At 61.6% G+C, this 12,314-nt stretch carries 13 protein-coding genes; 4 read left to right on the forward strand and 9 right to left on the reverse strand.

Annotated features, from left to right (window positions below; all coding sequences use genetic code 11):
* Positions 1-974, forward strand: a 974-nt coding sequence (locus JMY28_RS20720; RefSeq protein ID WP_236596966.1) for an MFS transporter, incomplete at its 5' end; no start/stop codon positions are given.
* A 623-nt stretch (positions 975-1,597) separates the two neighbouring features.
* On the opposite strand, the gene JMY28_RS20725 is transcribed toward JMY28_RS20720, so the two are convergent.
* The 7 genes from JMY28_RS20725 to JMY28_RS20755 form a co-directional block, all read right to left on the reverse strand.
* Complete coding sequence (locus JMY28_RS20725) at positions 1,598-2,065, reverse strand: DUF6130 family protein (protein ID WP_236596967.1); 468 nt, start codon at positions 2,063-2,065, stop codon at positions 1,598-1,600.
* A gap of 207 nt (positions 2,066-2,272) precedes the next feature.
* Positions 2,273-3,625 (reverse strand): epoxide hydrolase, encoded by a 1,353-nt coding sequence (locus tag JMY28_RS20730; RefSeq protein WP_201697790.1) that lies wholly within the window; start codon positions 3,623-3,625, stop codon positions 2,273-2,275.
* Positions 3,626-3,647: 22 nt separating this feature from the next.
* The gene (locus tag JMY28_RS20735; RefSeq protein WP_201697791.1) at positions 3,648-4,580 is read right to left on the reverse strand and encodes an NmrA family NAD(P)-binding protein; all 933 of its coding nucleotides are present in this window, start codon (positions 4,578-4,580) and stop codon (positions 3,648-3,650) included.
* 107 nt (positions 4,581-4,687) lie between these two features.
* Positions 4,688-5,854: an alpha/beta fold hydrolase gene (locus JMY28_RS20740; protein WP_201697792.1), complete on the reverse strand. Its 1,167-nt coding sequence runs from the start codon at positions 5,852-5,854 to the stop codon at positions 4,688-4,690.
* A complete protein-coding gene (locus JMY28_RS20745; protein WP_201697793.1) occupies positions 5,778-6,770 on the reverse strand; it encodes a carbon-nitrogen hydrolase family protein in 993 nt (330 codons plus the stop codon). Before JMY28_RS20745 ends, JMY28_RS20740 begins: the two co-directional genes overlap by 77 nt.
* Before the next feature lie 74 nt (positions 6,771-6,844).
* Positions 6,845-7,327 carry a MarR family winged helix-turn-helix transcriptional regulator gene (locus JMY28_RS20750; protein WP_201697794.1) on the reverse strand — a complete coding sequence of 161 codons (483 nt, stop codon included), beginning with the start codon at positions 7,325-7,327 and terminating at the stop codon, positions 6,845-6,847.
* A gap of 215 nt (positions 7,328-7,542) precedes the next feature.
* Positions 7,543-8,580, reverse strand: a complete 1,038-nt coding sequence (locus JMY28_RS20755; RefSeq protein ID WP_201697795.1) for a GlxA family transcriptional regulator — start codon at positions 8,578-8,580, stop codon at positions 7,543-7,545.
* Positions 8,581-8,686: 106 nt separating this feature from the next.
* On the opposite strand from JMY28_RS20755, the gene JMY28_RS20760 reads away from it, so the two are divergent.
* The 3 genes from JMY28_RS20760 to JMY28_RS20770 are packed head-to-tail and all read left to right on the forward strand — an operon-like array spanning position 8,687 to position 10,084.
* Positions 8,687-9,241, forward strand: a complete 555-nt coding sequence (locus JMY28_RS20760) for a tautomerase family protein (protein WP_201697796.1) — start codon at positions 8,687-8,689, stop codon at positions 9,239-9,241.
* The gene (locus JMY28_RS20765; RefSeq protein ID WP_201697797.1) at positions 9,238-9,690 is read left to right on the forward strand and encodes a hypothetical protein; all 453 of its coding nucleotides are present in this window, start codon (positions 9,238-9,240) and stop codon (positions 9,688-9,690) included. Before JMY28_RS20760 ends, JMY28_RS20765 begins: the two co-directional genes overlap by 4 nt.
* Before the next feature lie 43 nt (positions 9,691-9,733).
* Positions 9,734-10,084, forward strand: coding sequence for a Rossmann-fold NAD(P)-binding domain-containing protein (locus JMY28_RS20770; protein WP_201698040.1), 351 nt, complete (start codon positions 9,734-9,736; stop codon positions 10,082-10,084).
* Between the two features lie 14 nt (positions 10,085-10,098).
* Here the strand turns inward: JMY28_RS20770 and JMY28_RS20775 are convergent, their stop codons facing one another.
* Both JMY28_RS20775 and JMY28_RS20780 read right to left on the reverse strand, forming a co-directional pair.
* Positions 10,099-11,559: an ATP-binding protein gene (locus JMY28_RS20775; protein ID WP_236596968.1), complete on the reverse strand. Its 1,461-nt coding sequence runs from the start codon at positions 11,557-11,559 to the stop codon at positions 10,099-10,101.
* Positions 11,556-12,269, reverse strand: coding sequence for a response regulator (locus tag JMY28_RS20780; protein WP_201697798.1), 714 nt, complete (start codon positions 12,267-12,269; stop codon positions 11,556-11,558). The genes JMY28_RS20775 and JMY28_RS20780 overlap by 4 nt, the downstream gene beginning before the upstream one ends.
* Between the last annotated feature and the right edge of the window lie 45 nt (positions 12,270-12,314).

Genomic DNA, 12,314 nt, shown 5'->3' on the forward strand with positions numbered 1-12,314 from the left:
ATCGAACAATTGGAATTGCGGCGCCGATGCTGATTCTCATCAGCCGTTTGTTACAGGGACTGGCTGCGGGCGGTGAAATCGGTGCAGGCGCTGCTTACTTGATGGAAGCAGCGCCGCTTTCGAGACGCAATTTTCTGGTGAGCTGGCAAATAGTTGGGCAAGCCGCTGCCGCCATCCTGGGGGCGCTGCTGGGCGCTCTGCTATCCAGCAGTCTGTCTGCAGGGAATCTTGCTGCCTGGGGGTGGCGCATTCCCTTCCTGATTGGCTTGCTGATCGTGCCGGTTGGCTTGTTTGTCCGGAGGCGGCTACCGGAAGACACCGCGCCGGCAGGAGCAGCAACTCGCAACCGTCTTCAGTTTTCCGAACTTTTCAGAACGCATGGGAAGAAGCTCACACTGGCAACGCTGATGATGACAGGGCGCACGGTGCCAGCCTTCGCTGTTGTCTACTACATGCCGAGTTACCTGACCCATGTATTGCATCTGCCCGCGGTCACCGGATTCCTTTCCTCCGCCGTCTCCGCGCTCGTACTGATGCTGGTCGCTCCGGTATCCGGCCTTCTGGCTGACCGGTTCCAGCACCGCAAACCCTTATTACTTTTCGCGTACGGCGCTACAACCCTTCTGATCTATCCCGTTTTCCACCTCATTACTCATGCGCACTCCACGGCCACCGTACTCGCAGGCGTTGGTCTCATCAGCGTGTTTGTCGCGCCTTGCAGCAGCGTCGGCACCGTATTGGTCATGGAATCATTTCCAGTTCGGATGCGCGCCACTGGTTTGGCCGTTTCTTATGCACTGGGAGTGGCCCTCTTCGGAGGGACGGCTCAGGTGATCATGACCTGGTTGATCAAATGGGCCAGCGATCCCATGGCTGCCACCTGGTATGCCGCGCCGGCGTGTCTTGTCGGTTTCTGTGCGCTCCTGATGTTCCCGGAGCGACGAAACAAGGGACTGTCGTCCCCGCGACAGTAAGCAGCCTCTGCGAGCTTGCGGTTTTGAGGGGTGGATGCTCGCCCCCCGACGCGGGTAGCCCAATCGAATCGTGTTCAAAATCTGAGGCTAATGTCTCGGGCGCCTTAGCAGTCGGCAAGATTGAAGAATTTCCGGCGAGCGGCCAGAAGTCGAACGAAAGACGCCGCTCAAATGACCGGGTGTCCATTGCAGCGAACGACGCTTCATGGCCGATTGTCCTCATTCACAGAGACCGCTTGAGAGCCGCCTTCGATGATTTCAACGTCCGGCCTGTGGAGACTCGTCGAACTGGTGCTATCGGCCACGAAGCGACATTCGCGAGGGCACAGCCCCCGCCATCCAGATGATGGTTCAGCGCAACAGAACGCTCATAGACGGACGCGGGTCGCGCGCCGGCGCTCCGGGCTAACGCCCGGACCCGGGGAAGGTAAAGCTGTCAGGCGAGCGGCAAGCTGTCCTGCGTGCAAGCCAGCGACTCGCTGACGGCGACCTGGCGGTTGTCCTCGTTCGCCATCCAATGAATCGGATTGACGCCGATGTCCGACAGCGAAGCCAGAATGAAAATTCAGGATACGTCGGACGTCGTTCGCGACGGACTGACGGAGAGGCTCTTCTCATCACCTTTAGTGTGAATGAGACGTTCCCTCTGGGACCGTGAACGTCACCGTCTGCCTGCACTCAGTGCACCCAGCGAATAGGTGGTGTTGAGCGTCGACCAACTCGACAAGCATCTTGTGCTTACCGGGTGGCAGGCCCGCCACGCTGATTGTATTGACGTTGTTCGCTTCTACCCAACCCCAAGGCAGGTCGTCGATGTGTACGTGCAGATGCCCGATTCGTGGAGAAACGTTGAGCGCGCCTGGCCCGAACACCGGCAAGATATGCACGTTCTCCACCCGATACTGGATCCAGACGATGCCGTGAGCCAGTCCTGCGGCAAGCGGCGTGGGGTCCACAATCAGTTTGGGTGGCGGCTCGTTATCGATGGTGACGTACGGTGAAGCGACGCCGACCTCCCCTGTGCTCTGGGCGGAGGCGTTCGTTGCGAGCACGATACCAGCCGCGATTGCGGCAAGCGTCTTGATCAGCATGTTTATTTGCGTTCTCACTATTTGATCCCCACAGGGACAATTTTCGGCTAACTTGGACTGGAATCGCCGAGGGTGTCATGGCAGTTGCACAAGCAGACCAGGGCCCGAACCAAACGGCAGATCAACGCGAACAACATCGCATGGACCCGACTGGCACGATTGCATCGAGGAGCGCTCCGACGCATGCGCGTCGGAGCGCTTCGCACTTCAGGCGCGCAAGGGCCTTAACCCTGTGCGCACTTCGTTCGCGAAGATCATCGGTTCTTCCCATGCCGCGAAGTGCCCGCCCGTTTCGGGTTTGTTGAAGTAAATCAGGTTGTGATAGGCCTTCTCGGTCCAGCTCTTCGGCGCCTGGTAGTTTTCACCCGGAAACGCGCTGACAGCGGCGGGCACGTTCACGTCGGCCGCGAGGAAGAAGTTCGCGTGCGACTCCCAGTAGAAGCGCGCCGCCGAGATGCCGGTGTTGGTCAGCCAGTAAAGCGTGATGTCGTCGAGTACGTCGTCTCGCGTCAGGGCGCCTGCTGAATGACCGTTGACGGGATGACCGAGCACGGCTGCGCTCAACGCCGCCGCGGGCTGGCCGTAGCCGTCGCCGTGGTCGAGCAGCCAGGAAGCCAGCGCGACGGGCGAGTCGGCGAGTCCATACAGGGTTTGCGGGCGCGTACCCATTTCGAAAGCGTAACCGCGCTTTTTCTTGAAGTTGGCGCTCAACTGGTCATACGCGTGCTTCTCCTCGTCCGATAAACCGGCAGGCATCGGGTCGCCCGCTGCAAGCGACTTCAGAATCTCGGCCGGAACAGCCGCAGGGAAGTTCACATGAATACCGATCAGTTCGGGCGGCGCCTGTTTGGCCATGATGTTCGTGACAATCCCGCCGAGATCGCCGCCTTGCGAAGCAAAACGCTCATAGCCGAGGCGTTTCATCAATGTGACCCACGCCTGCGCGGTGCGCTCCGGTCCCCAGCCTGTCGTGGTCGGTCTCGCCGAAAAGCCATAACCGGGTAATGAGGGAATCACGAGATGAAAGGCATCCGAAGCCGGTGCGCCGTACGCGGTCGGATTGACGAGCGGGTCGATGATCTTGAACTGTTCGATGACCGAGCCGGGCCAGCCGTGCGTGACGATCAACGGCATCGCGTTTTCATGCTTCGACCGCACGTGGATGAAATGGATATCGAGTCCGTCGATCTCAGTGATGAACTGCGGATACGAATTCAGCCGCGCTTCGCATTTGCGCCAGTCGTATCCAGTTGCCCAATATTGTGCAAGTCCCTGAATGGTGGCGAGTTGAATGCCCTGAGATTCGTCGGGCACCGTCTCGCGATCGGGCCAGCGCGTGGCCTTGATGCGGCGCCGCATGTCGATAAGCTGCGACTCGGGGACGTGAACGCGGAACGGCCGGAGCGCTGTCTTGTCGCCGTTCGCGGGTTCGGTGATCTTGCCGATTGCCGGGCTCGTATCCGCGAAGGCGAGCCGGCTGAGCGAGCCTGCCGCGAGCGCCGCGGCGGCCACGCCGACAAAGTGCCGGCGCGATGAGGATTGGGGCGTGTCTGTTGACATGGGATCGGTCTCCTGCCTTGGTTCAGCGTGTTGTGGTGCGCGTGAAGTCTGCGATGTGCAGTTTCACGAAGTCGGACATGCTCATGGGTCTGCGGCCCGTGAGTTCGAACAGGTCGTTCGTCATGCGGTCGTATCGTCCCTGCACGTGGAGGTCGGCCATCACGGCCAGATGCCTGACGACGTGATCGGGAATGCCAAGTTCGCGCAATTTGTCCGACCACGGCGCGACGGGCACGTTCCGGTAACGGATGGACCGGCCGAGCGCCTCCGAAAAGACGCGCGCGGCCTGCTCGAGATCATTGGATTCGAGGCCCGTCAGGTTATAGATCTTGCCGATATGCGGAGCAGGGTTCTCGAGAATCACCGATACCGCATTCGCAACGTCAACCGCAGAAATGGGCGAGGTCCTGCTATTTCCGAGCGGCAGCGCAAGTTCGTCGTTATCGCGCACGCCGGCTGCGCCCAGCGTCAGGAAGAAGCTTTCGAGAAACGCCGTCGGCCGCACTGTGACGACGGGCAGACCAGACCACTGCAGTACCTGTTCGGCAAGCCAGTGCAGCTTGTGCTGGGGGCTGTCCGTTGTCTGCGTGATGCTCATTTCCGTGACGGTCATCTGCGACATGTTCACGACGGCTTCGACGCCATGATGACGCGCCACGGCAGCAAAATTGACGGTTGCTTCGAGATAGGCCGCCGAGACGGACATGCCGAAATAGACGCGCGAACAGCCTTCGATTGCGCGGTGCATCGAGGCGAGGTCGGTCAGGTCGCCGACCACGACTTCGGCGCCAAGGCGGCGCAACTCGTTCGCACGATCGTCGTCCTGGCGGACGAGCGCCCGCACTTTATAGCCCTTCGCGAGCAATGACGTTGTTACATTGCGGCCGATTCCACCAATCGCGCCTCCGGCGCCCGTCACGAGAATGGGCCGATCATGGGCAGGTTTCGTTGTCATATCACTTACCTTTCAACAAGAGAGTTCACTTTATTTATATGTGCATATGCATACATATACGTAAAAATGTGCACGTGCATACGTCGCTCAACGCGACGATCAGGTCATCATCCGCGTGTACCTTGCAGAAAGCCGAGCATAGTTTTTGTTACCAGCTCGGGTTGCTCCTCCTGGATAAAGTGTCCGCTGTTCTCTACGTCGACGGCGCTCATATTGACCGCCTTTTCACCGACGACCATTTTCATCCACTTGTAGGCGGGACCGCCCATCACGAGAACGGGCATTTGCAGCTGGCCATAACTCTTGTTGTCGCTGATGTCCTGAGGGAAGGCCTGATACCACGCGTTGCCTGCGCGGATCGCGGCGGCGCTGTCATAGGCGTGCTCGTACACGGCGCGGTCGCGCATGTCGACGGCTTTCTCATTTACAAGAAAGTAGTGAAAGAGCCAGTCCTGTTCAAGCCGGACGCGGCCTGCCAGCAGTTGCTCCGGCAAACCTCTGACCTGGTTGAATGCAAACCACCACAGGTTCGGGCGCGCCGAACCCAGCTTGTCACCGTATGCGCCCTGGGCGGGTAGAAGCGGAAACGTCTGCAGGCTATCGTCGGGATGGGGAAACTCCATCATTACAAGCTTGTCGGTGGCTTCCGGATAGTTCTCCGCGTAGGCGAACGCCACAGCCGAGCCGATGTCATGTCCCGCGATCGCAACCTTGTCATATCCAAGCGATTGCGTTAGTTCATGAATATCGGCGGCCATCGTTTTCTTGTCATAGCCGTCGGCGGGCTTTGACGACGCGCCCATGCCGCGCAGATCCACGACGATCACGGTGTAATGCGTGGCGAGCGCCGGCATGATCTTGTGGAAGGTCCACCACGTTTCGGGCCAGCCGGGCAGCAACACGAGCGGCGCACCCTTGCCGCCGACCACATAATGCAGCCGTACGCCGTTCACCGTTGCATACCCATTTCTGAATCCGGGCAGCGACTTCACCAGTGTGCTGTCCGAAATGTCGGTCCTGGCGGCCACGGGTTTGCGCGCATGCGTTGTGACGGGTGCATCCGTCGCGGACGTCTGTGTATAGCCGGGCGAGGCGGCCGCCATCAGCGCCGCAATCACGATGCTTGCGCAGCCGGTCCTGATCATTGCTTTCAAGGCAAATCCTCCTTCGATAGAGGGGCAATTCGAAGTTCGCAGGTCATGCAGCCACGGTGCGTTGATCGTCGGAATCCCGGTCGTTGACGACCATCGGGTGCGAAGCGCGTTCGTGAACATGCGCGGTCGACGTACGGTCGATCATCAGGCTCAGCAATTCAGGGCGGTTGTAGTGGCCGGCCGAATCCATCAGCATCTTGCGGCGGTCGATTTGCGTGAAGTCGAGATCGACGATCACCTCGCCTTCACCCGAGCGCAGCGGTTCGGCCATGAGCGTGCCGTCAGGAGCGACGATCGTGGTGAAGCAGCCGCCCGAGATCGGACCGATTCCGCAACCGGTATCTTTCATGATTTGTGCCTGCTGATCCGCGTCCAGCCACGCCGTCGCATTGACGACGAACGCGCCGGATTCGAGTGCATGCTGGCGGATGTTGATTTCCATGCGCTGGGCAAAGCCCTCGCCAAAAGCGGAACCGGGGTACATCGCCGAATGGATCTGCTCGCCGTCGGCGATCATCGCGTAGCGGGCAAGCGGGTTGTTGTGCTCGAAGCATGCGAGTTGCCCGATGCGGCCGACTGCGCTGTCGACTGCACGCAAGCCCGAGCCATCTCCCTGACCCCAGATCATGCGTTCGAAATGCGTCGGCGTGATCTTGCGGCGGCGCTGGATCAGCGTACCGTCGGCATCGAAGAGCAATTGCGTGTTGTACAGTGTGCCGCCATCGCGCTCATTGACACCGATGGACACGACCATGCCGGCCTTGCGCGCGGCTTCGCCGATCGCTTCCGTCGCAGCGGATGGCACCGTCACAGCCTGTTCGAGCAGGCGCAGATGTTCGGTGCCAGAAAGAAGTTCGATGCCTGTCTGGACGGCAGCAAAGTAAGGGTAATAAGGCACGACAGTTTCGGGGAAGGTGGCGAACTGCACGCCTTTCCGGCCGAGTTCGTGAATCTTCTGCACGACTTTGGCGACGGTTGCTTCACGGCTGTAGAGCACCGGGCTGAACTGGACGGCTGCGGCTTTGACGACTTTCATGAAAAACTCCTTGATGATGGGTAGGGGTACCAGGCATTGGTCGATCTTGCATATGCAACATCGAACGAGAAACTTCAGACCATACGCAACGGCAATTTGCGCGCGATATTCATGAGCTCATGGGCGCCGTCTTCGCTGAGGAGACGCGTTGCGTGGCTCTGTGCAGCCGACCACCCGCTCGCGGCGTTTTTGAGCAGCGCCCGGCCTTCGTGCGTGAGCGAGAGCGGGCGGCTTCGGCCATCGCTTGCCGGGACGCCCTCGGCAACCCAGCCCTGCGCGATCAGCGGCTGCAGATTCCTTGTCAGGGTCGAGCGCTCGTGATGATTCCGCCGGCCCAGATCCGAGCGGCTAATCGGCCCGAATTCCGCGATCATGACAAGCAATGAGAACTGCGGTGCCACGATGCCGAATGGACGCAGCGCGTCGTCATAGACGGACGTCAAGACGCGGGAAATCTGGCGGGCGCGCGTCATCAGACAATTGCGCGCAATCTGGCTGCTCAGCGGTTCATCCGCGGTGCGGTCCGGTTCAACGGTTCCATTCGGCTCGTGTTGCATATGCACTACCTCGGTCAGCCCAGTTTTGCGGTGCGGCGGTTTGCTCGCGATGGGCGTATTTGAGCGGACGAATGTATCCCGCCTGTGTCCGAAAGTCGGTTGTGCGTAAGCGTGCGTATCCCGATCTGGTAGGGATACGTTGAGATACAAAAAGACAGTGCGGGAAAAGAGGGAAGGAAATGATCAGGACTGCGGTGTGAGGGTCTCGCGACGCCTTAGCCGCCGTTGCGGCCCGACTCGGCTTCTCCATTCTCCGCGGTGGCTCGCGAGAACCGCATTTGATATTCACTCGGCGACAACCCGGTCTTGCGCTTGAACAATTGCCGAAATGTGCTGATATCGCCATAACCGACCCGCTGACTCACCGCCTCGAGCCCAATTGGTCGCGTTTCCAGCAGCCTTTTCGCGACCTCGATGCGCAGATTCTGCAGATACGTCAACGGTGCGAGCCCGAGGGCTTCCTTGAAACGGCGATTGAGCGTGCGTTCGCTGACAGCAAGCGACGCCGCCAGATCGCTCAACCGGAATCCCTGCTGCAACGTCGCCTCCATCTGCTGCTGGGCGCGCGCGACGAGCGTGTCGGTATGCCCGTGTTCGTCGAGAAGCGTTGCAAAGGAAGCCTGCGAAGTCCGGTTCATGTCGATCAACAGCGCCTTCGCGGTCATTGCGGCGAGTTCTTCGCCGGCGAAAGTTTCGACGAGCCGCACCGCGAGATTCAGATACGACGTCACAGAACCGCCCGAGATGATGCCGTCTTGCGCGATCAGCACTTCCTGTGCGCGAACTTCGACACGCGGATAGCGGCGCGCGAAGTCCGCGGCTCTCGCCCAGTGTGTCGTTGCGGCGCGGCCGTCCAGCAGGCCCGCCTCGGCGAGCAGGTAGTTGGCGGTGCAATACGCCGCCAGCACGGCACCTCCCTTGCGTTGACGCCGCAATGCGGAAGACAGCGCGTTCAACTGCTCGCGGCGCCCGATGAACTCGTCGATGTTCGAGAAAAACGGTGCCGTCAGCAGAACGGCGTCCGCCCGTTTGCGCGGGTCGATCTTGCCGTCGACGTGAACGATCTGGCCCGACGCAGCCGTGACGGGTTGTCCGTCGAGAGATTCCACGCGCCATGCGAACGCGGGCGCGGATGTCGTGCCCGGCGCAGCCTTGCGCGCACGGAATTGATTGGCCGCGCTGAAGACGTCAACCGGGCCGGCGACGCCTGACGCGAGGATGCCGTCATAGACCCAGATGCGGATGATGGCCATTTGCGTGTCCGAAATTCCCTGAATAATGGCGATCCTGCCACTTTCGCCCGCACGAGTAAACCCCGATCATGGCCGCATCCAATGACCCGAAAGCAGGAGCAACACCATGCCAATGATCGATGCACTGTGGCCCGAAGACGCCTTGACGCCCGAGGCCGAGGCCGTCCTGATCAACGAACTCACCGACATTTTGATCAAGGCCGAAGGCTATGATCCGGCCAATCCGATCGCACGCGCCGTGACCGTGCTTCACCTTCATCGCCCGGCGGCCATCTACGTCGGCGGCGAACGTACGCAGGCCCAACGCTACCGGATCATCCCGTCCGCGCCCGAAGGGCAATACACAGATGAATCGCGCCGCGCGCTGGTCAAAGCCGTGACCGAAGCGGTCTCCCGTGCAGAGAACCGGCCGTTCGACGAAGTCGCTCCGCGCGTCTGGGTGTTCCCGACCGAGATCCCGGACGGCACGTGGGGCAGCCGCGGCGCGATCTATACGCTGCCCGACATTCATGCGCTGCTAGCCGGCGAAGCCGAACGAGTCGAAGGCGAAGAACGCCTCGCGCGACGCCGCCGCGAAAAGGCGCGCATCACCTTCGAAGCCGCGCTCGATGCCGTTAGCGCAGGTATGGCGAACAAACCGCAACTGGAGCGCTCAGCATGAAATTCAACGACACAGCCCCCGTGCTGGCGCCTGCGGGCGGTGTGCCGCTCTGGCTGACGAGGCTCGCCGAAAACGCGACGCTCGAAGCCACCGTGCTGAAGCGTCCGATCGAGGGACGAGCCGATATTCTCTCCGTGATCAAACACGCGGTCTCGCTCTACGAATTCCAGCATCACAGCTACAAGGGCGAAATCGGCAACGGTTTGTATATGGAATCCTATCGGTCGCAAATCCATGGAGTGCCGATCGAAACGGTGGTCGTTGCGCATCTGAACGAACAGGGCGAGACGGATTCCGTGGTTATCAATCATCGCCCGCTCCGTGCAGCGCTGCTGTTCTCGAAACGGATGGGGGAATGCGTCGATGAGCGCTTCCGTGATTGCTATCTGACGGGACCAGAAGCCGCAGCGCTGAATACGGCATCTGGTGTGGCCTCCCGCCAGCCTTAATTTGACAACAGCCTCTGTGCTGGTCGCTTCTGCTGGAGTCTCGATGGCGCAAACCACTCCGATGTCAACCACGCCAACCACGAAGATATTGGCGATTGGCACCTTTCCACCGGGCACGGACATGCAACTTGTCCAGCGCATTCTTCCGACCGAAATTCGCGAGACGGCACGCAAGATCGGCGTGGTCGGCGTGCATGTCGGCTTCGTGGATACGGATCTCACCAAGGATTTCGACGTGCCGAAATTCAGTCCCGTCGATGTCGTTCGTCAGGCCTACGACGCACTCGAAGCGGGCGAAAGCGAAGTGCTGGCGGATGCGGGGAGCCGCGAGTTGAAGCAGTCGCTTTCGGCTGCGGTGCCGGGCTACATCGACCCCACGGTGCTTCAGGCATAGCAATACGGGACCGGTCAATCGCCCCTCGGTAAATCCAGCTGAACATCGAGCCCAACGATTCGCCCATCCACCACCCGATTGCGCAGCACGAGCGTGCCGCCATGCGCTGCCGCCACGCTGCGCGCAATCGTAAGCCCCAATCCCGTACCGCCAGGCGCATCGCTACGACGCGAATCGATGCGGAAATAAGGCTCGAACACGCGTTCGAGCAACGCGGCGTCGGCAATGCCCGGCCCGTTGTCGCTGATCACCACGCGCACGGCATCTTCAACGTCGGTCACGGTGACGCTCGCCTCCTCGCCGCCATAGCGAATCGCGTTGTCGAAAAGATTCTGCAGGCAGCGCTTGAGGTTGCGCGCAAAGCCCGGAATGGGCGCGCGCACGCTGCCCGTCACGCTCACATGATGGCCCTGTTCCCATGCATCGCTGGCGAGGCCATCGAGCATCGAAACGAGGTCGATGCGCTGGCGCGGTTCGGTGATCTCCACGCCCTGTACGGCGTCGAGCGTGGCGCGAACCATGCCTTCCATGTCTTCGAGGTCGCCGCGCAGACGCTCGCGCGAAGCCGGGTCCGGCAGCATTTCCACCCGCAAACGCAGCCGCGTGAGCGGCGAGCGCAGGTCGTGCGAGACCGCGCTCAGAAAGCGCGTGCGCGCAGCAAAGCTGTCGATCAACTGCTGCTGCATGGCGTTGAACGAGTGCGCCGCATTGCGCACTTCGCGCGGCCCGGCCTCGGCGAGAGGCGCGCGGTAAATGTTGCGCCCGAGCGCTTCGGCCGCCGCCGCGAAGCGGCGCAATGGCGCAAGCGCGAAGCGCACCGCAACCATCGCGATCAGGCACACGGCGGCGAAGCGCAGCAGATAGATGCGCAGCAGGTAATCCATCACGAGCGCGCCGCGCTCGGTATGCATGCCCGCCTGGCCTTCGTTCGCCTGGATATCGAGCCACCCTTGACCCGGCACCTGGAGTTGCACGTGAAAGTCGCCGGTCGGCATGCGCGAATCGAACAGGCTCAGCACGCCGCCTTCGCGACGCGCGCCGTCGCGCACCTGGGCGTCGATGAGATGCACGTCGATGGGCTCGGAGAGGCGCTTGCGGATCACGCCTTCGATCAGCCCGGCGGTGGCGCGCTGCGCGAGCGAAAGCGTCGCGGGCACCGGTAGCGGCGCGCCTTGCACCCACTGGAGGCGGTAACGGTCGTCGCCGAGCGTGCCGACGATCGCCTCGCGCGTCGCGGCATTGGGCGCGCGCTGGATGAGGCGCACGGTATCGGCGAGACGGCTGCCGAACAGGCGCGCAGGAATTTCGAGCGTACGGTTGTCGTGCGTTTCGAACCAGATCGTGCTGGTCAGCAACTGGCCCGCGAACATGCCCGCCGCGAGAATCACGACGAGGCGCCCGAAGAGCGTGTCGGGCCAAAGCGACCAAAGCCGCCAAAGCCGCAACCTCGATGCGAAATGAGCGAACCGTCTCACGCTTCGTACCCGACGTCGGCCACGAGCATATAACCCTCGTTGCGCACGGTGCGAATGAGCGTGGCTTCGCGCGCCGAATCCCTGAGCTGCTGTCGCAGCCGGCTCACGCATACGTCGATGGCGCGGTCGAGCGGCGTCATGCTCTTGCTGAACACCTGGTCGAGCAGGAATTCGCGCGAGAGCGGGCGGTTCGGATGGTCGAGCAGGGTGCGCAGCGTGCGGTAGTCCGAGCCGCCGAGCGAGACGACCACGCCGTCGGGCGCGTGCATCTGCTTCATGCGCGTGTCGAGGCGCCAGCCCGCGAAGGTGATGAACGCGTTCGCGTCGGCGGGGCGCGTGCCCGGCACCGCGCGCGTGCGGCGCAGGACCACCTTGATCTTGGCGAGCAGCTCGCGCGGATCGAAAGGCTTGGGCAGATAGTCGTCGGCGCCCATTTCGAGGCCGAGGATGCGGTCGAGCAGTCCGCCGCGCGCGGAAAGAATGATGACGGGCGTGTCGTGGGCCCGGCGCAGCTCGCGCGTGAGGTCGAGTCCATCTTCGCCGTCGAGCATGAGGTCGAGCACGATCAGGTCGACCTGGGCGGTGCCGAGTATCTGCTTCATCTGCGCGCCGTTGCTGGCGGCGCTCGCATGGTAGCCCATCTCACGCAGGTAGTCGCGCAGCAGTTGCCGGATGTTGGCGTCGTCGTCGACGACCAGTATGTGATCCATCTTTTTCTCTTGCCGCCGCGGGATGTTAAGCCGCGCCAACACATT

It is taken from the genome of Paraburkholderia hiiakae, assembly GCF_904848665.1.
Taxonomy (GTDB): domain Bacteria; phylum Pseudomonadota; class Gammaproteobacteria; order Burkholderiales; family Burkholderiaceae; genus Paraburkholderia; species Paraburkholderia hiiakae.

What these genes read in the sequence shown, in the direction of transcription:
- JMY28_RS20725 (WP_236596967.1), bottom strand. Translation starts at nt 2,065, where the DNA reads ATGCTGATCAAGACGCTTGCCGCAATCGCGGCTGGTATCGTGCTCGCA.
- JMY28_RS20730 (WP_201697790.1), bottom strand. Translation starts at nt 3,625, where the DNA reads ATGTCAACAGACACGCCCCAATCCTCATCGCGCCGGCACTTTGTCGGC.
- JMY28_RS20735 (WP_201697791.1), bottom strand. Translation starts at nt 4,580, where the DNA reads ATGACAACGAAACCTGCCCATGATCGGCCCATTCTCGTGACGGGCGCC.
- JMY28_RS20740 (WP_201697792.1), bottom strand. Translation starts at nt 5,854, where the DNA reads ATGTTCACGAACGCGCTTCGCACCCGATGGTCGTCAACGACCGGGATT.
- JMY28_RS20745 (WP_201697793.1), bottom strand. Translation starts at nt 6,770, where the DNA reads ATGAAAGTCGTCAAAGCCGCAGCCGTCCAGTTCAGCCCGGTGCTCTAC.
- JMY28_RS20750 (WP_201697794.1), bottom strand. Translation starts at nt 7,327, where the DNA reads ATGCAACACGAGCCGAATGGAACCGTTGAACCGGACCGCACCGCGGAT.
- JMY28_RS20755 (WP_201697795.1), bottom strand. Translation starts at nt 8,580, where the DNA reads ATGGCCATCATCCGCATCTGGGTCTATGACGGCATCCTCGCGTCAGGC.
- JMY28_RS20760 (WP_201697796.1), top strand. Translation starts at nt 8,687, where the DNA reads ATGCCAATGATCGATGCACTGTGGCCCGAAGACGCCTTGACGCCCGAG.
- JMY28_RS20765 (WP_201697797.1), top strand. Translation starts at nt 9,238, where the DNA reads ATGAAATTCAACGACACAGCCCCCGTGCTGGCGCCTGCGGGCGGTGTG.
- JMY28_RS20770 (WP_201698040.1), top strand. Translation starts at nt 9,734, where the DNA reads ATGGCGCAAACCACTCCGATGTCAACCACGCCAACCACGAAGATATTG.
- JMY28_RS20780 (WP_201697798.1), bottom strand. Translation starts at nt 12,269, where the DNA reads ATGGATCACATACTGGTCGTCGACGACGACGCCAACATCCGGCAACTG.